The 17,384-nt window shown below is 74.7% G+C and carries 18 protein-coding genes; 6 read left to right on the top strand and 12 right to left on the bottom strand.

The features are described from left to right. Positions 1 to 133 precede the first annotated feature (133 nt). The 8 genes from QWU11_RS02195 to QWU11_RS02160 form a co-directional block, all read right to left on the bottom strand. Entirely contained in the window at positions 134 to 1,267 is a 1,134-nt protein-coding gene (locus tag QWU11_RS02195) for a glycerate kinase (protein WP_290103253.1), read from the bottom strand. Beyond that, positions 1,264 to 2,604, bottom strand: coding sequence for an 8-oxoguanine deaminase (locus QWU11_RS02190; RefSeq protein ID WP_290103252.1), 1,341 nt, complete (start codon positions 2,602 to 2,604; stop codon positions 1,264 to 1,266). Before QWU11_RS02190 ends, QWU11_RS02195 begins: the two co-directional genes overlap by 4 nt. Next, positions 2,601 to 3,071: a (2Fe-2S)-binding protein gene (locus QWU11_RS02185; protein WP_290103251.1), complete on the bottom strand. Its 471-nt coding sequence runs from the start codon at positions 3,069 to 3,071 to the stop codon at positions 2,601 to 2,603. The genes QWU11_RS02190 and QWU11_RS02185 overlap by 4 nt, the downstream gene beginning before the upstream one ends. After that, the gene (locus tag QWU11_RS02180) at positions 3,071 to 3,940 is read right to left on the bottom strand and encodes an FAD binding domain-containing protein (protein ID WP_290103250.1); all 870 of its coding nucleotides are present in this window, start codon (positions 3,938 to 3,940) and stop codon (positions 3,071 to 3,073) included. Before QWU11_RS02180 ends, QWU11_RS02185 begins: the two co-directional genes overlap by 1 nt. A gap of 1 nt (position 3,941) precedes the next feature. Beyond that, the gene (gene pucL, locus QWU11_RS02175; protein ID WP_290103249.1) at positions 3,942 to 4,808 is read right to left on the bottom strand and encodes a factor-independent urate hydroxylase; all 867 of its coding nucleotides are present in this window, start codon (positions 4,806 to 4,808) and stop codon (positions 3,942 to 3,944) included. A gap of 1 nt (position 4,809) precedes the next feature. Beyond that, the gene (gene uraH, locus QWU11_RS02170; protein ID WP_290103248.1) at positions 4,810 to 5,118 is read right to left on the bottom strand and encodes a hydroxyisourate hydrolase; all 309 of its coding nucleotides are present in this window, start codon (positions 5,116 to 5,118) and stop codon (positions 4,810 to 4,812) included. Then, on the bottom strand, positions 5,115 to 5,615 hold the full coding sequence (uraD, locus tag QWU11_RS02165; RefSeq protein ID WP_290103247.1) for a 2-oxo-4-hydroxy-4-carboxy-5-ureidoimidazoline decarboxylase: 501 nt from the start codon (positions 5,613 to 5,615) through the stop codon (positions 5,115 to 5,117). Before uraD ends, uraH begins: the two co-directional genes overlap by 4 nt. A gap of 110 nt (positions 5,616 to 5,725) precedes the next feature. Next, positions 5,726 to 6,490 carry an SDR family NAD(P)-dependent oxidoreductase gene (locus tag QWU11_RS02160; protein WP_290103246.1) on the bottom strand — a complete coding sequence of 255 codons (765 nt, stop codon included), beginning with the start codon at positions 6,488 to 6,490 and terminating at the stop codon, positions 5,726 to 5,728. Positions 6,491 to 6,691: 201 nt separating this feature from the next. Here QWU11_RS02160 and QWU11_RS02155 point away from each other — a divergent pair, with 201 nt between their 5' ends. From QWU11_RS02155 to QWU11_RS02145, 3 genes are all read left to right on the top strand, one after another. Then, positions 6,692 to 8,038: a hypothetical protein gene (locus QWU11_RS02155; protein WP_290103245.1), complete on the top strand. Its 1,347-nt coding sequence runs from the start codon at positions 6,692 to 6,694 to the stop codon at positions 8,036 to 8,038. A 175-nt stretch (positions 8,039 to 8,213) separates the two neighbouring features. Beyond that, positions 8,214 to 8,966, top strand: coding sequence for an ABC transporter ATP-binding protein (locus QWU11_RS02150; protein WP_290103244.1), 753 nt, complete (start codon positions 8,214 to 8,216; stop codon positions 8,964 to 8,966). Beyond that, the gene (locus tag QWU11_RS02145; protein WP_290103243.1) at positions 8,963 to 11,458 is read left to right on the top strand and encodes an FtsX family ABC transporter permease; all 2,496 of its coding nucleotides are present in this window, start codon (positions 8,963 to 8,965) and stop codon (positions 11,456 to 11,458) included. Before QWU11_RS02150 ends, QWU11_RS02145 begins: the two co-directional genes overlap by 4 nt. Positions 11,459 to 11,462: 4 nt before the next feature. Here the strand turns inward: QWU11_RS02145 and QWU11_RS02140 are convergent, their stop codons facing one another. Both QWU11_RS02140 and QWU11_RS02135 read right to left on the bottom strand, forming a co-directional pair. Beyond that, positions 11,463 to 11,975, bottom strand: coding sequence for an N-acetyltransferase (locus QWU11_RS02140; protein WP_290103242.1), 513 nt, complete (start codon positions 11,973 to 11,975; stop codon positions 11,463 to 11,465). Between the two features lie 33 nt (positions 11,976 to 12,008). Further along, a complete protein-coding gene (locus tag QWU11_RS02135; RefSeq protein ID WP_290103241.1) occupies positions 12,009 to 12,623 on the bottom strand; it encodes a TIGR03086 family metal-binding protein in 615 nt (204 codons plus the stop codon). Positions 12,624 to 12,693: 70 nt separating this feature from the next. On the opposite strand from QWU11_RS02135, the gene QWU11_RS02130 reads away from it, so the two are divergent. The 3 genes from QWU11_RS02130 (at position 12,694) to QWU11_RS02120 (ending at position 16,030) form a co-directional block, all read left to right on the top strand. Next, positions 12,694 to 14,079 (top strand): PLP-dependent aminotransferase family protein, encoded by a 1,386-nt coding sequence (locus QWU11_RS02130; protein ID WP_290103240.1) that lies wholly within the window; start codon positions 12,694 to 12,696, stop codon positions 14,077 to 14,079. Positions 14,080 to 14,144: 65 nt separating this feature from the next. Beyond that, positions 14,145 to 14,888: a class I SAM-dependent methyltransferase gene (locus tag QWU11_RS02125; RefSeq protein WP_290103239.1), complete on the top strand. Its 744-nt coding sequence runs from the start codon at positions 14,145 to 14,147 to the stop codon at positions 14,886 to 14,888. A 5-nt stretch (positions 14,889 to 14,893) separates the two neighbouring features. Continuing rightward, on the top strand, positions 14,894 to 16,030 hold the full coding sequence (locus tag QWU11_RS02120; protein WP_290103238.1) for an MFS transporter: 1,137 nt from the start codon (positions 14,894 to 14,896) through the stop codon (positions 16,028 to 16,030). On the opposite strand, the gene QWU11_RS02115 is transcribed toward QWU11_RS02120, so the two are convergent. Continuing rightward, positions 16,005 to 16,460, bottom strand: coding sequence for a hypothetical protein (locus QWU11_RS02115; RefSeq protein WP_290103237.1), 456 nt, complete (start codon positions 16,458 to 16,460; stop codon positions 16,005 to 16,007). The genes QWU11_RS02120 and QWU11_RS02115 overlap by 26 nt on opposite strands. A 147-nt stretch (positions 16,461 to 16,607) precedes the next feature. Further along, positions 16,608 to 17,375 carry an SDR family NAD(P)-dependent oxidoreductase gene (locus QWU11_RS02110; protein ID WP_290103236.1) on the bottom strand — a complete coding sequence of 256 codons (768 nt, stop codon included), beginning with the start codon at positions 17,373 to 17,375 and terminating at the stop codon, positions 16,608 to 16,610. Positions 17,376 to 17,384 lie beyond the last annotated feature (9 nt).

Below are 17,384 nucleotides of genomic sequence, written 5' to 3'. Positions count from 1 at the left end.
TGGCGCCTCGCGGCACCACGTGCCGCGACCGGACGCTCAACCCGTACGAACCGGTCACCGGACCACCCCGCCGTGCGGACGTGCCCCTGCGTCGCGCCGGGCCGGGCCCGCGAGACCAGGTCGTGCGAACCGGTCACCGGACCGCCTCGTCGAGCCACTCCGCGCTCGTCCGTTCGGCCAGGCGTTCCAGGAGCGTGCCCGCCTCCTCCATGCAGCGCGCCGGGTCCGGCTCGATGTCGGTCAGCGCGTACGCGCCGCGGATGCCGGCCTCCCGCAGTTCCTCAGGCGACAGGGAGTTGCGCCCGGCCACCGCGACCACGGGTACCCCCACCGCGGCCGCCGCCCGTGCCACCCCCGCCGGGGCCTTGCCCCGCAGCGTCTGCCAGTCCAGCGCGCCCTCCCCGGTGACGACCAGGCGCGCGCCCGCGAGGTGGCCGGTGAAGCCGAGCAGGTCCAGGAGATAGGTGATGCCCGGCTCGACCGTGGCGGACAGGAAGACCATCGCGGCGAAGCCCGCGCCGCCCGCCGCCCCCGCGCCCGGCCGCTCGGCCGCCTCGATCCCGAGGTCGCGGCGGACGACCGCCTCCAGACGGGCCACGCCCGCCTCCAGCGTGCGGACGTCGGCCTCCCCGGCGCCCTTCTGCGGGCCGTAGCCGTACGCCGCGCCGTGGGGTCCGAGCAGCGGGCTGTCCACGTCGCTCGCCACGACGACCGTGACCTCGGGCGGCCAGCCGCCCGCGACCTCGATCCGGGACAGGTCGCGCAACGCCGCGCCGCCGGGCGGGAGCTCCCGGCCGTCGGCGTCGAGCAGGCGCGCGCCCAGCGCCGCCGCCATGCCCGTGCCGCCGTCCGTACAGGCGCTGCCGCCGAGGCCGAGGACGATCCGCCGGGCGCCCCGGCGTACCGCGTCGCCGATGAGCTCTCCGGTGCCCCGGCTGGTGGCGGTCAGCGGCGCGAGCCTTCCGCCGGGCAGCACCCGCAGGCCGGACGCCGAGGCCAGCTCCACCACGGCGACGTCGTCGCGCACGGCGTAGGAGGCGTCGACGGGCTCGCCGGTCGGCCCGGTGACCCGCGCGCCTACCCGCGAGAACCCGGCGGCCACCGCGGCGTCCACGGTGCCGTCGCCGCCGTCGGCGACGGGGAGCTCGACCAGCGGGACCTCCGGCCGCGCCCTCCGCAGGCCCGCCGCGATGTGCCGCGCCACCGACGGCGCGCCGAGCGAGCCCTTGAACTTGTCCGGGGCGATGATCACGTGCCCGGAGGTCACGACCGGCCGCCGAGCAGCCGGCGCCGGGCCCGCTCCCCTGCCCGCGCCGGGTCCTCCGATGTCGTGCGCAGCTCGCCGCCCTCGACCACCGTACGGCCGCCGACGAGCAACAGGTCCAGCGGCGGGACCGGCCCGAACACGAGCGCGCAGACCGGGTCCTCGACGGCCGCGCGGTAGCCGTCGACGCGCCATATCGCGAGGTCGGCGAGCTTGCCGGGTTCGAGCGTGCCGATCTCGTCCTGGCGGCCGAGGCAGGTCGCGCCGCCGATGGTGCCCAGCTCCAGGGCCTGCCGGGCGTTCAGGGCGGCGGGCCCGCGCACCGCGCGCTGGAAGAGCAGGGCCTGGTGCATCTCCCCGGCCAGGGAGGTCAGCTCGCTGGAGGCGGCGCCGTCGACGCCGAGGCCGACGGGCGCGCCCGCCGCGAGCAGGTCGCTCACCCGGGCGATGCCGGCGCCGAGCCGCCCGTTCGAGCTCGGGCAGTGCGCGGTGCCCGTGCCGGTGGCGGCGAACCGCCGGACGTCGGCGTCGTGCAGGTGGACGCAGTGCGCGAACCACACGTCGGAGCCGAGCCAGCCGAGCTTGTCCATGTACTCGCCGGGCGTGCAGCCGAACTGCTCACGGCAGTGCTCCTCCTCGTCGATGGTCTCGGCGAGGTGGGTGTGCAGGCGCACGCTCTTGCGGCGGGCGAGCGCGGCCGCGCCGGTCATCAGCTCCTCGCTCACCGAGAACGGCGAGCACGGCGCGACGGCCACGCGCAGCATCGAGGAGAAGGACGCGTCGTGGTAGGCGTCGATGGTCTCCTCGGTGGCGGCCAGGATCTCCTCGCGGTCCTCGACGACCTCGTCGGGTGGCAGCCCGCCGTCGGAGCGGCCCCGGTCCATCGACCCCCGGCACGGGTGGAACCGCACGTGCACCTCGCGCGCCGCGCGTACCTCGGCCTCGAACAGGTCGCCGCGGCCCTTCGGGAAGACGTAGTGGTGGTCGGTGCTGGTCGTGCACCCGCTGAGCGCCAGCCAGCCGAGCCCCGCGAGGGCCGCGTCGTGGACGACCTCCGCGTCGATCCCGGCCCACGTGTCGTACAGGCCGGTGAGCCACTCGAACAGCGTCGCGTCCTGGTGGAGACCCTGCGTCGCCCACTGGTAGAGGTGGTGGTGGGTGTTGACCAGGCCGGGCGTCACGAGGCGCCCGGTGGCGTCGATCCGCCGCGCCCCGTCGATCGCCGGGGCGGGCCCGGCGCCGACCGCGGCGATCCGGTCGCCCTCGACGACGACATGCCCGTCCTCGATCTCCGGGGCGCCCACCGGGGCGATGTGGGCGTGCTCGATGACGATCGTCATCCCGCCGCCTTCCGCGCCGCCGCGAGGCGTACGGCGTCCAGGATCTTCTCGTATCCCGTGCAGCGGCACAGGTTGCCCGCGAGGGCCTCGCGGATCTCCCCGTCCGAGGGGTTCGGCTCGCGCTCGATCAGGTCGTGCGCCTGGACCAGCAGGCCCGGCGTGCAGAACCCGCACTGCACCGCGCCCGCCTCGACGAACGCCTCCTGGATCGGGGCCAGGCGGTCGCCGTCGGCCAGGCCCTCGACCGTACGGACCGTGCGGCCCTCGGCCTGGCCGGCCGCCACGAGGCACGCGCAGACCGGCGTGCCGTCGAGGTAGACCGTGCACGAGCCGCATTCGCCCTGCTCACAGGCGTTCTTCGAGCCGGGCAGGCCCATCCGCTCGCGCAGGACGTACAGCAGGCTCTCGCCCTCCCAGACGTCGTCCGCGGTCTCGCGCGATCCGTTCACCGTGAAGCTCACCCGCATCAGGCCGCCCCCTTTCCCGAGTCTCCGGCGCGGTGGTCGTGCCACGCCCACGTCAGCGTCCGGCGCGCCATCACCGACAGGGCGTGGCGGCGGTAGCCGGCGGTGCCCCGGACGTCGTCGATGGGCGCCGCCGCCGACGCGACGAGAGTGCCGAACTCCCGCGCCACCGCCTCGTCCAGCGGGCCGTCCCAGTCCAGCTCGCGGGCCAGGAACTCCTCGGCGGCGGCCGCGCGCAGCGGTGTGGGCGCGGCCGAGCCGATGCCCGTGCCGACCCTGCGCTCCTCCGGGTGCAGCGCGACGGCGAACGAGCAGACCGCGATCACCATCGCGTTGCGCGTGCCGATCTTGGAGAAGTGCTGCGCGCCGGTGGCCGGCGCCATCCAGAACGCGCGGATCAGCTCGTCCGGCTCCAGCGCGCTGCGCTTGACCCCGGTGTAGTAGTCGGCCGCCGGGATCATGCGGATGCCGCGCAGCGACTCCACCTCGATCACCGCGTCCCCGGCGAGCAGCGGCGGGTGGCTGTCGCCGGCGGGCGAGGCGGCGCCGAGGTTCCCCCCGACCGTGCCCCGGTTGCGGATCTGCGGCGAGCCGACCGTACGCGCGGCCTGGGCGAGTCCGGGCAGCCGGCCGGCGAGGCCCTCGATGAGCCGGGCGTACGTCACGCCCGAGCCGACCCGCAGCCGCTCTTCGGCGGTGTCCCAGCCGGTCAGCTCACCGATCCGGCCGAGGTCGAGGAGGACCTCCGGACGGCGCGTGTCGAAGTTGAGCTCGACCATGATGTCCGTGCCGCCCTGGATGGGCACGGCCTCGGGCCGCTCGGCCTTCGCGGCGAGCGCGTCTTCCCAGGTGGCGGGTTGCAGGAATTCCATGTCAGCTCCAGGCCGGGCCCGGGTCGGGCGCGCCGTCGCGTACGACGGCGCCCTCGATCAGCCCGTACGGCCGGTCGGCGGCGAAGAACACCTCGTTGTCGTTGTCCAGGCCGAAGGGTTCGAGGTCGACGACGAAGTGGTGCTTGTTCGGCAGGGACAGGCGGACCTCGCAGACGCCGGGCAGCCCGTCCAGGACCCGGTCGCCCATGGCGTACAGGGTCTGCTGCAGCGACAGGCTGTAGGTGCCGGCGAACGCCTCCAGCAGGTGCCGCCGCGCCTGTGGATAGGACTCCTCCCAGTCGGCGTCGACGTCCGCGTGCCGCCACTGGGCCGCGACCTCGGTGGCGAGGATCCGGTCGTGGGTCTCCGGGAGCGTCGTGTACTCATCCTTGACGTACCCCCAGAACTCCGAGTCACCGGAGTTGAGCACGACCAGGTCCTTCAGCCCGGAGACGACGTGCGTGCCGTCGTCGCCGTGGTGGACCAGGGCCGTACGGGTCTCACCGCCGCGCCGGGCGAACGAGTGGCCGCCGTCGCCGACGCGCTCCCAGGCGTCCTCCTCGACCCGGACCCGCGCGTGGTGGACTGCGGCCTGCGAGCCGACGAAGTGCCGGGCCAGCAGCAGCGCGAACGCCTCGGGCGATTCGATGCCGTGCTTGCGGGCGAACGCGAAGACGGTGTTCTTCTGTGCGTCCGTCGTGAGCACGTTGGAGTTGTCCCCGGTCAGGTGCACCGCCTCCATGTCCCCCGACAGCGCGACGCTGACGGTGAGATCGCGGATGTGGTGGGTGTCCCCGTCCCTGGTGACCCGTACGACGTGGGTCTCGGCCTTGCCGTAGCGGTTGGGGCCGAGCCGGCTCCGTGACATGTCAGCTCCCCCGGTAGGTGGAATAGGCGTACGGACTGAGCAGCAGCGGCACGTGGTAGTGCTCGCCGGGATCGGTGACGTTGAAGGCCACCGTCACCTCGGGGTAGAAGTCGGAGTGGCCGGCGGTGTCGAAGACCAGCCGGTAGGTGCCCTTCTCCGGCGGCGGCAGGTCGCCGATCCGGCCGTCGTCGTCGGTCCGGCCCTCGGCGACGCGTGTCCAGCCGTCGCCCTCGCGGCGCTCCAGCCGTACGGGCACCCCGCGTGCGGGCCGCCCCCGCGCCGCGTCCAGCACGTGTGTCGACAGACTCATGCGAAGAGCTTCCTCAGTCTCAACTCGGTGATCTTGACCAGCTCGCCGTGGACGACGTGGCGTTCGGCCGCGGGGTCGTTGCCCAGGCGTTCGCGCAGCTCGGCCAGCATCTCAGCCGCGCCGCGCCCGCTCGCGCAGATCAGGAACACGTGCCCGAACCTGTTCTCGTAGGCCACGTTGCCCTCGGCGAAGGCCGCCCGGTCCGCGTCGCCGACGCCGGACTGCTCCCCGCGCGACCACGCCGACTCGCGGCCGGCGCCGCGCGGGCGGTCGCCGATGCGCGGGTGCGCGGCCAGGGCCTCCTCCACGTCCGGCCAGTCCAGGTCGCGCACGGCCTTGCCGGCCGCGGCGAACAGCGCCTCCGCGGAGCCGTAGGGCCGGCCGGCCGCGACGGTGGCCGCCCAGCGCCGCGACGCACAGCACGTGCGCAGCTCCGCCTCGGCCTCAGCGCGCGACAGCGCGTCGAACCGCACCGCGTCCTCCTCATCCTCGGTCACCGCCAGTACACACACCACGGTCACCAGGGGTCTAGCCGAAGATCTCCGAACCGGACCGCCCGATACCGGCAACTTTTCGTGTGTCGCGGGGCGAGCGCGTCCCCGGCAGGTCAGCCCTCCTGCTCGGTGGGGCGGATGAGCACCTCGTTGACGGCGACGTGGCGGGGCCGGGTGACGATGTAGCCGATCGCGTCCGCGATGTCCTCGGCCTGCAGTCGCTCGACGTCCGCGAACCGCTTCTTGATCCCGTCCAGCACCTCCGGCCGGTTGTGCCCCGACAGCTCGGTGGCGACGGCGCCGGGCTCGACCAGCGACACGCGTACGTGCCGTCCGGTGACCTCCTGGCGCAGCCCCTCGCTGAACGCCCCCACGCCGTGCTTGGTGGCGTTGTAGACGGCGCTGCCCGACCGGGCCACCCGGCCGGCGACCGAGCTGATGTTCACCAGGTCCGCGACGCGGCGCGGGCCGTCCCCGGCCGCGCTCAGCAGGTGCGGCAGCGCGGCGTGCGCGGTGTACAGCAGGCCGAGCAGGTTGACCTCGACCATCCGCTGCCACTCCTCCATCGGCGCGTCCACCGCCGGGCCGAGCAGCATCACCCCGGCGTTGTTGATCAACGTGTCGAGGCGGCCCAGCTCGGTGACCGCCCGCTCGACCACCGCGCGCGCCTGCTTCTCGGCGGTGACGTCGGCCACGAGGACGAGAGCCGTGCCCCCACCGTCCCGGATCCTGTCCGCGAGCTCCTCCAGCCGCTCGGCCCGCCGCGCGACGAGCGCGACGGCCGCGCCCTTCTCCGCGAGCTCCACCGCCGTCGCCGCGCCGATGCCGCTCGACGCGCCGGTCACGAGTGCCGCCGTACCATCCAGCCGATCTGACATCGCTTCTCCTCAGGGTGTCGCCTTACGTCCACGACGAGCGTTTCACGCTGCGAGGACGCGGGAACCGGTGGCCTCCGGCGTACGGGCCTGGCCGTTCCCGGACGTGTGTCCGGGAAGATCTTGCCGGGCCGCCCGCGCGGCTCTAGGGTGCGGCCAGCCCCCCGCCGTGCCTCCGGCGGTCGTTCGCGAGGAGTCCTTCCGATGCGCCTTCGCCGTTTCCTGTCCGTGGCGGCGTCCGCCGCCATGGTCCTGTCGCTCGGCGCCGCCCCCTCGGCCGCCGCCTCCGTACCCGATGACCGGCCGCTGCCGCCGTACACGATCAGCAATCCGCCGCTGCCCCCGCTGACGACCGCGGGCGGGCCGACGACCGTACGCCAGGGGGTGTACCACCACGCCGCGTACGACATCGAGATCCCGCCGCACTGGAACGGCGAGCTCGTGATGTGGGCGCACGGCTACCGCGGCCAGGACACGGTGCTGACCGTCGACACGCCCGACTTCGGCCTGCGGCAGAAGCTCGTCGGCGAGGGCTACGCGTGGGCCGCCTCCTCCTACGCCGACAACGGGTACGACGTGCGCGCGGGCGTCGTCGGCACCCACGACCTGGCCGGCCTGTTCGCGCGACTGCGGCAGCGGCCACGGCGCACCTACATCGCGGGCGTCTCGATGGGCGGGCACGTCATCGGCCGGTCGCTGGAGCAGTACCCCTTCCAGTACGCCGGCGCGCTGCCGATGTGCGGGGTGCTCGGCGACGACCGGTTGTTCGACTTCTTCCTCGACTACAACACGGTCGCTCAGGACCTGGCCGGCGTCGACGCCTATCCCCCGCCGGCCGACTACCTGACGAACGCGGTGCCGCGCATCGAGACGGCGCTCGGCCTGGACGGCCTGCGGCCGGGCGGCCCGGACACGACGAACGCCCTGGGCAAGCAGCTGCGCGCGATCACGGTGAACCGGTCCGGGGGGGCGCGGCCGGGCGCGGAGGCGGCGTTCTCGGTGTGGAAGGACTTCCTGTTCGGCCTGGGCGCCCCGCCGACCGGCACCAGCCTGTCCGAGGACCCCGGGCAGCTCGCGACGAACGTCCACACCGTCTACCGGCCGGACACTCCCGTCGCGGTGAACCGCACGGTGCGCCGGATCCCGGTCGCCGACCCGGCGGACCGGTACTCGCCCCGGCTGTCGCAGATCCCGCGGATCTTCGGCTTCCCGACCGCCAAGACGCTGACGTTGCACGGGCTGGGCGACATGTTCGTCCCGTTCTCGATGGAGCAGGCGTACGGGTCCGAGGTCGCCGGCCACCACCTGTCCGGGCTGGTCGTGCAGCGGGCCATCCGGAGCGCGTCCCACTGTGAGTTCTCCCCCGCCGAGGCGGGGCGGGCGTGGGACGACCTGGCCGGCTGGGTACGGGGCGGCAGGCGGCCGGCCGGAGACGCGGTGACGAACCCGTCGCTGGTCGCCGAGCCGGACTTCGGCTGCCGCTTCAGCGACCCGTCGGCGTATCCGACCGGCACCCGGGGCCTGTTCCCGCCCTGCCCGGCGGCCAAGTAGCACGGCGGAACGCCCCGGCGCCGGGGCGTTCCGCCTTCGTACGCCCGCGGGGGTAGGCGTGAGCCCCCGCGTCTACCCTGCGCGACGCAGCCTCGATGCCGCTCCCAGCCCGACGACGGCGCCCGTACCTCGCCGCGATCCTCGGACCACATCCCCTCCGAGGAAAGAGAGATCGATGACGGGCGAGCGACGCGCCGCGGCGCGTGCGGTGGGTGCCACCAAGGTGTACGGGACGGGCGCCGCCGAAGTGCGGGCGCTCGACGACGTGAGCGTCGCGTTCCCGGCGGGCCGGTTCACCGCGATCATGGGGCCGTCCGGCGCGGGCAAGTCGACGCTCATGCACTGTGTCGCCGGGCTGGACACGGTCACCTCCGGGCAGGTCCTGATCGGCGACGTCGACCTGGGCACCCTGTCGGACCGGCAGCTGACCGTGCTCCGCCGCGAACGGGTCGGGTTCGTCTTCCAGTCCTTCAACCTCGTCCCCACGCTGAACGCCGCGGAGAACATCGCCCTGCCGATGACCCTCGCGGGCACGCGGCCCGACGCCGGCTGGGTCGACGGCGTCGTCGCGGCGGTCGGGCTCGGCGACCGGCTCCGGCACCGGCCGGCCGAGCTGTCCGGCGGGCAGCAGCAGCGGGTCGCGGTGGCGCGGGCGCTGGCCTCCCGCCCGGCGATCGTCTTCGCCGACGAGCCGACCGGCAACCTGGACTCCCGTACCGGCGCGGAGATCCTCGGCTTCCTCCGTACGGCCGTCGACGAGCTGGACCAGACGGTCGTCATGGTCACCCACGACCCGGTCGCGGCGGCGTACGCGGACATGGCGGTCTTCCTCGCCGACGGCCGGGTCCGCGACCGGATCGAGGACCCGACCGCGCGCGCCGTACTGGACCGCATGAGCGCCTTCGAGACCCCGGGGAGCACGCGATGACGCGGATCGCGCTCAAGGGGCTGTGGGCGCGCAGGCGCCGCCTCGCGGGATCGCTCGTCGCGGTCTTCCTCGGCGTCTCCTTCCTCGCCGGGGCACTCGTGCTCGGCGACACGCTCGACCGGAGCATCGGGCGGTTCTTCGGCCAGGCGTACGCGGGCACCGACGCGTCGGTCCGCGGGTCGACCAACGTCAGCGACGCGCCGACGGGCGAGCGCGGGACGATCGCGGCCGAGGTCGCCGTCCGGGTGCGCCGCGTGCCCGGCGTGGCCGTGGCCGAGCCGGTCGTCTCCGGAAGCGGGCAGCTCCTCGGCCGGGACGGCACGCCGGTCCCCGTGCTCGGGCCCAGGACGGCCGGCAACTGGCTCACGGACGCGCGGCTCAACCCGTACCACGTGGTCGAGGGCCGGGCGCCCCGCGCCGATGACGAGGTCGTCGTGAACCGCGCCGTGGCCCGGCAGGGACGGCTGAACGTCGGCGACACGACCGCCGTGCTCACGCCGCGGCGGATCCCCGTACGGATCGTCGGGATCGCCAAGTTCGGCGACCAGGACGGCTTCGGCGGCGGCTCGTTCACCGGGTTCACGCTGGAGGGCGCACGCCGCTACGTCGCCGGGTCGCCGGACCGGATCGCCGGCGTGTCGGTACGCGCCGCGAGCGGCGTCTCCCAGGCCGCTCTGGTCGCGCGGCTGCGGCCCGTGCTCCCGCCCGGCACCGAGGCGGTCACCGGCGCGTCGCTCAGCGAGGAGGGCATGGACGCCGTCAGCAACGGGTTCCTGACGATGTTCCGCACGTTCCTGCTGGTGTTCGCCGGGATCGCGCTGCTCGTCGCCACGTTCGGCATCCACAACACCTTCACCATCACCGTGGCGCAGCGAAGCCGCGAGTCCGCCCTCCTGCGCGCCATCGGCGCCTCGCGGCGGCAGGTGCTCGGCTCGGTGGTCGCCGAGGCGGCCGGGATCGGCCTCGTCGCGTCGGTGGCCGGGTTGGCGGGCGGGCTGGGCTTCACCGCCCTGCTGGAGGGCGTGTTCGCCGCGATGGGCGCCGCGCTGCCCACGGGCGGGCCGGTCCTCACCGCGACGACCGTGGCCGTCTCCGTCCCCGTGGGCGTCTTCGTGACGGTGCTGTCCTGCCTGCTCCCGGCGGTACGCGCCGCGCGTACGCCGCCGGTCGCCGCGCTGCGCGCGACCGCCGCCGAACCCGCCGCCGTGTCCCGTACGCGCGGCCTGGCCGGCGGCGCGCTGACGGCCGCCGGGGTCGTGCTGCTCGTGGCCGCGGGCGGTTCGATCGCGGTGGCGGGCGCCGGCGCGCTCTGCTGTCTCGTCGGCGTGGTGGTGCTCGGGCCGGTCGCGGCCCGGCCCGCCGGAGCGCTGCTCGGCGCGCCGCTGCGCCGGGTGACCGGGCGGCTGGCCCGCCGGAACACGGTCCGCGAGCCCCGGCGCGTGGCGGGCGCGGCCACCGCGCTCATGATCGGCATCGGCGTGGTCACGTTGTTCACCGTGCTCGCCGCCTCCTCACGCGCCTCGATCCGCGACGACGTCTCCCGGTCCTTCGGCGGCGACCTGGCGATCAGCACCGGCGCCCGCCTCGGCGGCGGGTTCGGTCCGGAGCTGGCCGGGGACGTGGCGCGCCTTCCGCAGGTCGCCGCCGCGGTGGGCCTGGGCGCGGGCGGCGTGCGGATCGACGGGCGGGCCGTCCGCGTCCGCTACGCCGACCCGGCGGCGCTCGGCCGGGTGCTCGACCTCGGCACGGCCGCGCGCATCGGGCCCGGAACGCTCGCGGTCGGCCGGGACGCGGCACGCTCGCACGGCTGGCGCCCCGGCAGCCGCCTGGCGGTGGTGTTCGCCGACGGCACCCGCCGTACGCTCACGGTCGGCGGCGTCTTCGCCTCCGGCGGGCCGGCCGGCGACTACCTGCTGCCGCGTACGGAGTGGACCGCGCACGACCCGCGTCCGCAGGACACCACCCTGCTGATCGAGCTCCGGCCCGGCGTCAGCACGGCCGAGGGCGAGCGCGCGGTGACCGCGGCGGCCCGGCCGTACGCCGCTCCGCCGGTGCAGAGCCGCGAGGAGTACGTCGACTCGCAGGCGTCGGGGGTGAGTTCGCTGCTGACGCTGGTGTACGTCATGCTCGCGCTGGCCATCGTCATCGCGCTGCTCGGCATCGCCAACGCGCTGTCGCTGTCGGTGCACGAGCGGACTCGCGAGTTCGGGCTGCTGCGGGCGGTCGGCGCGACCCGCGGCCAGCTCCGCGCGGTCATCCGGCAGGAGTCGCTCATCGTCGCGCTGTTCGGGACGGCGGGCGGCCTGGGCGTCGGCCTGCTGCCGGGCTGGGCCCTGGCCCGCGCGGCGACCGGCGGAGCGTTCGCCGTGCCGGTGGTCCAGCTCGTCGTGATCGTCGTCATCGGCGCGCTCGCCGGGATCCTCGCGTCGCTGCGCCCGGCGCGCCGGGCCGGGCGGCTGGACGTGCTGCGCGCGGTCGCGGCGCCGGGTTGAGGGGTCAGACGCGGTCGAAGGGCTCGGGGTAGGCGAACGTGCCGCGGATCTCCGGGACGTACGCCGACAGCGTGCGGACCTGGAAGTGCGCTCGCCACTCCGCCGTCCGCGGCACGATCCCGAACTCCTCGGCCGGCCGGAACCCGAACCGCGCGTAGTAGCCGGGCGCGCCGAGCAGGACGACCAGGGGTTCGCCGAGCGCGTCGGCCGCGCCCAGCACGGTGTGCACGAGGGCGAGCCCGACCCCGCGCCGCTGCCGGCCGGGCCGTACGCTCAGCGGCCCGAGGGCGAGCACCGGATCGGACTCCACGCGGCCTCGGCTGCAGACCACATGGCCGACGACGACGTTCTCGACGAGCGCCACGAAGGAGAGCGCCGGAATCCAGTCCTCCGAGGCGCGCAGCTCGGTGAGCAGGCGGGTCTCCGGCACGTCCGGGGACCCGGACCGCGCGAACGCCGCGGCGGTCACGGCATGGACGGCGCCGGCGTCCGCGGGCGTCTCGCGTCTGATCAACACCGTCCCCACGGTGCCCATCTGGTCGTACGCGCGTCAATGCCTGCGCGAGGCCTGTACCGGCGGAGTCCAGGCGGGTGAGCGGCCGAGCACCGCGAGCAGCCGCTCCCGGTCCGGCGTCTCCTCCGGCACGTCCAGGCCCGGCTCGAACGCGAGCCCGGGACCGCGCGTCTCCGGCAGGTCCGGTACCCGTAGCGCGATGGTGAGGGCGGCGGCGACGAGGTCGTCGGCGGGCTCCCAGGGAAGGCCGACCGCCGCGGCGATGTCCCAGGAGTGCACGATGTTGTCCACGAGGTGGAAGCCGATCGCCACGGTCCCGGGGAACGCCTCGCCTCGTCGTACCTCGGGCAGATCGAACGCGCGGTCGAGCACGCCGTCCTCGCCGAACGCCTCGGCGGCCTTCTTGGCGGACTCGGCGAAGGAGGCGCGGTGGTCCGCGCCGATCCGCCCGTTCCGCCACACGTTCAGGTCCGCGCCGCCGCCGTACGCGGCGGCGGTGAAGCCCTCGTTGAGACTGATCATGTGCCGCAGCAGCCCGCGCACGGTCCAGTCCAGGCAGGGGGTCGGCGCCGCCAGCCGGTCCGCCGGCACCCGCGCGACGGTCTCCACCGCGTGCTCGATGGCGCGCCGGTGCAGTTCTTGGATGTCCATGGACAGAAGCCTAGGAAAGAGGAAAGGCCCAGCACCAGGTCCAAAACCGGGCGATATGATTGGTCCAATCATGGACTTTCACGTCAGCCTCGGCGACCGGCGCGATCTGACCGGGCAGATCTACCGGCAGCTCCGGGCCGCCATCCTGGACGGCCGGCTGCGCGTCGGCGACGCCCTCCCGCCCACCCGCGAGCTGGCCCGGCGGCTCGGCGTCGCGCGCAACACGGTCGCGGTCGCCTACGACCGGCTCGCCTCGGAGGGCTTCGTGACGAGCCGGGTCGGCGCGGGCACGTTCGTCCACGCGACGGGCCCCGCGTCGCGGCGCGCGCCCGCCTCGTCGCCACTGCGGCCGCGCGCCGTCTGGGACTCCCTGGCACCCTGGCCGGACTGGCTGGACGCACGGCCCGCGTACGACTTCCGGGTCGGGCTGCCCGATCCGCGGCTGTTCCCGTACGAGACCTGGCGGCGGCTGACGGACCGCGAGCCGGGTCCGGCGGACCCGGCCGGGCACGCACGGCTGCGAGCGGCGATCGCCCGGCACATCGGCGTGTCCCGCGGCGTACGGGCCGGAGCCGACGACGTCATCGTCACGAACGGCATCCAGCAGGCCCTCGACCTGGTCGGCCGCGCCCTGCTCGAACCCGGCGACCGCGTCGCGGTCGAACGGCCCGGGTATCCACCGGCCCGGATGCTGTTCCGGTCGCTCGGCCTGCGCGTCGTAGGCGTGCCGGTGGACGCCGAGGGCCTGCGAGTGGACGCCCTCCCGCCCGACGTACGGGCGGTCTACGTCACGCCGTCCCACCAGTTCCCGCTCGGCATGACGATGTCGCTGGCCCGCCGTACGGCACTGCTCGAGTGGGCCGGGCGGCGAAACGCCGCGGTGATCGAGGACGACTACGACAGCGAGTTCCGCTACGGCGGGCGGCCGGTCGAGCCGCTGCAGAACCTCGACCACAGCGGCCTGGTGCTCTACACCGGGTCGTTCACCAAGGTCCTGGCGCCGCGCGTGCGCATCGGCTATCTCGTGGCGCCCGCGTCGCTGCGCGCCGCGCTGACCACGGCCAGGTTCGTCACCGACTGGCACTCCCCGGCGCCCGCGCAGGCGGCTCTGGCCCGCTTCATCGACGACGGCGATCTCGCCCGGCACGTACGCCGGATGCGGCAGGAGTACGAAGAGCGCCACGGGCTGCTGCTCGCCGCGCTCGGCCGTGACTTCGCCGGCCTCCTGGAACCGGTTCCCTCGGCCGCGGGCCTGCACGTGAGCGCGTTCACCGCGACCGACCCGGGCCGGGCGGCCGAGCGTGCGCGGGCGGCCGGGGCGCAGGTGCACACGCTCGCCGAGGTGTCCGGGGATCCGGACACGCGGCCGGGCCTGGCGCTCGGGTACGGCGCGATCCCGGCGGCACGGATCGGAGCGGGCCTCCGCATCCTTCACGACGCCTTGAGTCTCAAATAATAAGACGATTTTTCTTGATAGGTGGGATACCGTCTAGGATCACCACGAAGGTAAGGTGATGGACGATGCTCCGAGAATGGGACGCCACCACATACGACTCGCTTCCGCTGCCGCACCTGCGCTGGGGCCGGCGGACGCTCGGCCGCTTCTCGTTCGCCGGTGACGAGACGGTCCTCGAGGCGGGCTGCGGCACCGGCCGCGACACCGAGGCCCTGCTCGACGCCCTCCCCCGAGGCCGCGTCATCGCGGTGGACGGCTCGGCCCGCATGCTGGATCGGCTGCGCGAGCGGCTCGCCGGCCGGCTCGACCGGGTCGAGGCGATCCAGGCCGACCTGACCGAGCCGCTGCCGGTCGGCGCTCCGGCCGACGCGGCGTTCAGCGTCGCGACGTTCCACTGGATCCACGACCACGACGCGCTGTTCGCCGGCATCGCGCGGGCGCTGCGCCCCGGCGCCACCTTCGCGGCCGACTGCGGAGGAAAGGGCAACATCGCTCACGTACGCGCGGCCGTCGAGGACGTGCTCGGCGCCCCGACGGACATCTGGCACTTCGCCGGCGCCGAGGAGACCCGCGAGCGGCTCGAACGCGCCGGTTTCACGGACGTACGCGCCGAGCTCGTGCCCGACCCCGCGCGGCTGGAGCCCGGCGAGCAGTTCGACAGCTATCTGCGGACCGTCGTGCTCGGCGCGCACCTGGACCGCGTTCCGCCCGCCGAGCACGACGCGTTCGTGTCCGCGGTGGCGGAGCGGCTGGCCGAGCCCGTCGTGGACTACGTCCGCCTGGAGTTCTCGGCGAAACGGGCCGGCTGACGAACGTGTGGCAACGGTTCAAGATCGCCGCGCTGTACACCGGCGGCCTGCTCGGCCCGCTGGGCGGCGGTGTGGTGGCCCCGATGCTGCCGCAGATCGGCGGGTCCGTTCACGCGTCGAGCAGTGCCGTCGCCACGTCGCTGACCGCGTACTTCGTGCCGTTCGCGGCGATCCAGCTCGTCTCGGGCACGCTCGGCGAGCGCTGGGGCCGGCGCCGTACGGTGCGGGTCGCCTATGTCGTGTACGCGGTCGCGTCCCTGGCGTGCGCGCTGTCCCCGTCTCTCCTGACGTTCCTGGCCGGGCGGACCGCGATGGGGGCCGCGAACGCCTTCACCTCGCCGCTCCTGCTGGCCGGGCTGGGCGGCGCGGTCGCGCCGGAGCGGCTGAGCCGCGCCATCGGGACCTTCTCCAGCTTCCAGGCCGCCGGGTCGTCGTTCGCGCCGCTGCTCGGCGGCGTCGCGGCGGCACTGTCGTGGCGGCTGGCGTTCGTGGTCGTGGCGGGGGCCGCCGTACTGCTGGCGTGCGCGCCGCCGCCGGGCCGCCCGCGCCCCGGCGCCGAGGCCCCCTCGTGGCGGCCGCTGTTCAGCGGGCGGATGGGGCTGCTGTCGGCCGGGGCGTTCCTGTCCTATCTGTGCGCGTCGGCGCTGCCGTTCCTGGTCGCGCTGTACGCCGGTGACGCGCTGAGCCTGCGCCCGGACCTGACCGGGCTCGTACTGGTCGGCTTCGGGCTGGCGGGCCTCACGCTCGGCTCGGTCTGGGGCGCCGTGACCGACCGCTTCGGCCCGCGCGCGTGCGGCATCCTCGCCGCCGTGGTCACCGCGGCGTTCGTCGCCTCCCTCGGCCGTACGGGATCGGTGGCCGTCTTGGTCCTGTGCTGGACGGCGGCCGGCGCGGGCGCGTCCCTGCTGACAGTGGCCCTGCAGAACCTGACGATGCGCGCGATCCCCGCCAACCGCGGCGGGGCGCTGTCGGCCGTGTCGGCGTTCCGCTTCGCGGGCGCGGCGGTCGCCCCGCTCGCCTGGCTGCCCCTGTACCACGCGGCCCCGGCCCGGGCGTTCGGCGCGGCCGGGGCGTCGCTGCTGCTCGCGGTCCCGGCCCTGCGCGCGACCGGACGCGTCACTGGCGAGAGAGCACCCGGGTGACGCCGGCGGCGATCGTCGTCGCCAGTACCCAGCCGGCCGCGATGAGCAGGGCGGCCAGCCACAGCGCGGCCCGCAGCGGCCGATAGCCGTACCCCACCGTCCACTCCTGCGCGAACCCCCAGATCCGGGCGGTACGCGGCAGGGTACGCTGCCGCGCGAGCTGGGCCGTACGGGCCTCGGCGTCGCGGCACCCTCGGCGACGAGGTCGTGGCAGAACAGGCCGTCGCCGAGGACGATCCTGTCGGCGTTCAGCGCGACGCCGCCGGGGTCGGCCAGGCGGGCGCGGTCGGTCGAGGGTGAGCGCGCCGGCGACGCGGGCGCCGCGCAGCTTGACCTCGCCGCCGACGCCCAGCCCGGTGGCGTCGAGCGTCCGCGCCACGGCGAGGGCGTCGGCCCGTACCCCCGTCCCCGCGAGCCGCTTCTCCGTCACCGCCGAGGTCGGCGGTCTCCTCCCGGGGAAAGACCTCCCACAGCGCCCGTTCCGCCTCCGTCGGTTCCTCCACGTCACGGCGCCTCGGCCGTGAGCCGGGTGATCGCGCGGCGGGGAACAGGCGGTGGCGGAGTTCGTGCCAGGGGCTCACCACGGGATGACGTCGTCCAGCGAGTCCGGTCCGCGGAAGACGCCGGTGGGGCCGTCGGCGGGGATGGTCGCGAGGAGGGCCGGGACGAGGGCGCCATCGGCGGTGGTGCGGTCGCCGCGAGGGAAGGGCGCGGCGGCGTTCTGGTCGGTCGGCACCAGGCCCGGGCCGGCGGCGTTGACCTTGATGCCGTCGGCACGCAGGGCGTCGGCGTAGATCAGTGTGAGGGCGTTGAGCGCGGCCTTGGACGAACTGTAGGCGAGGGACGCGCGAGCGGAGAGGGGGCTCGCCGGGTCGCTCAGAAGGGTGAGTGAGCCCAGCCCGCTCGACACGTTGACGATCCGCGGGTTGTGAGAGCGGCGGAGCAGCGGCAGGCAGGCCGAGGTCACCGTGACGACGCCGAAGACGTTGACCTCGTAGGTCTCGCGGAGTCGCGTGGCCGTGACGTCGGCGGCCCGGACCTCCCACTCGGTCATGATCCCGGCGTTGTTGACGAGCACGTCCAGGCGTCCCGCCTCGGCCTCGATGGTGGTGATGGCCGCCTCGGCCGATCCTCGGTCGGTCACGTCGAGTGGCACGAACCGGATGTCGGGCCCGCCGGGGACCGTGGCCGTTTCCGTCCTCAGTTCCTCGACGGCCCATCGGCCGCGTTCCGGGCTACGGGCGCCGAGGTACACGGTGAGGCCGTGCTCGGCGAGGCGGTGGACGATCTGCCGGCCGATGCCCTTGTTGGCGCCGGTGACCAGTGCCACGTCATTCGCGTTCATGCCCCCCAC

Origin of the sequence: Actinomadura sp. DC4 (assembly GCF_030406325.1) — a bacterium.
In the GTDB taxonomy this organism is placed as follows: domain Bacteria; phylum Actinomycetota; class Actinomycetes; order Streptosporangiales; family Streptosporangiaceae; genus Actinoallomurus.
Note: the sequence above shows the minus strand (reverse complement) of the source record. Positions and strands in the feature narration are given on the sequence as shown.

Bases quoted from the DNA above. Each gene is read 5' to 3' on its own strand.
- QWU11_RS02190 (WP_290103252.1), bottom strand. From the start codon at position 2,604: ATGACGATCGTCATCGAGCACGCCCACATCGCCCCGGTGGGCGCCCCG.
- QWU11_RS02185 (WP_290103251.1), bottom strand. From the start codon at position 3,071: ATGCGGGTGAGCTTCACGGTGAACGGATCGCGCGAGACCGCGGACGAC.
- QWU11_RS02180 (WP_290103250.1), bottom strand. From the start codon at position 3,940: ATGGAATTCCTGCAACCCGCCACCTGGGAAGACGCGCTCGCCGCGAAG.
- pucL (WP_290103249.1), bottom strand. From the start codon at position 4,808: ATGTCACGGAGCCGGCTCGGCCCCAACCGCTACGGCAAGGCCGAGACC.
- uraH (WP_290103248.1), bottom strand. From the start codon at position 5,118: ATGAGTCTGTCGACACACGTGCTGGACGCGGCGCGGGGGCGGCCCGCA.
- QWU11_RS02160 (WP_290103246.1), bottom strand. From the start codon at position 6,490: ATGTCAGATCGGCTGGATGGTACGGCGGCACTCGTGACCGGCGCGTCG.
- QWU11_RS02155 (WP_290103245.1), top strand. From the start codon at position 6,692: ATGCGCCTTCGCCGTTTCCTGTCCGTGGCGGCGTCCGCCGCCATGGTC.
- QWU11_RS02150 (WP_290103244.1), top strand. From the start codon at position 8,214: ATGACGGGCGAGCGACGCGCCGCGGCGCGTGCGGTGGGTGCCACCAAG.
- QWU11_RS02145 (WP_290103243.1), top strand. From the start codon at position 8,963: ATGACGCGGATCGCGCTCAAGGGGCTGTGGGCGCGCAGGCGCCGCCTC.
- QWU11_RS02135 (WP_290103241.1), bottom strand. From the start codon at position 12,623: ATGGACATCCAAGAACTGCACCGGCGCGCCATCGAGCACGCGGTGGAG.
- QWU11_RS02130 (WP_290103240.1), top strand. From the start codon at position 12,694: ATGGACTTTCACGTCAGCCTCGGCGACCGGCGCGATCTGACCGGGCAG.
- QWU11_RS02125 (WP_290103239.1), top strand. From the start codon at position 14,145: ATGCTCCGAGAATGGGACGCCACCACATACGACTCGCTTCCGCTGCCG.
- QWU11_RS02110 (WP_290103236.1), bottom strand. From the start codon at position 17,375: ATGAACGCGAATGACGTGGCACTGGTCACCGGCGCCAACAAGGGCATC.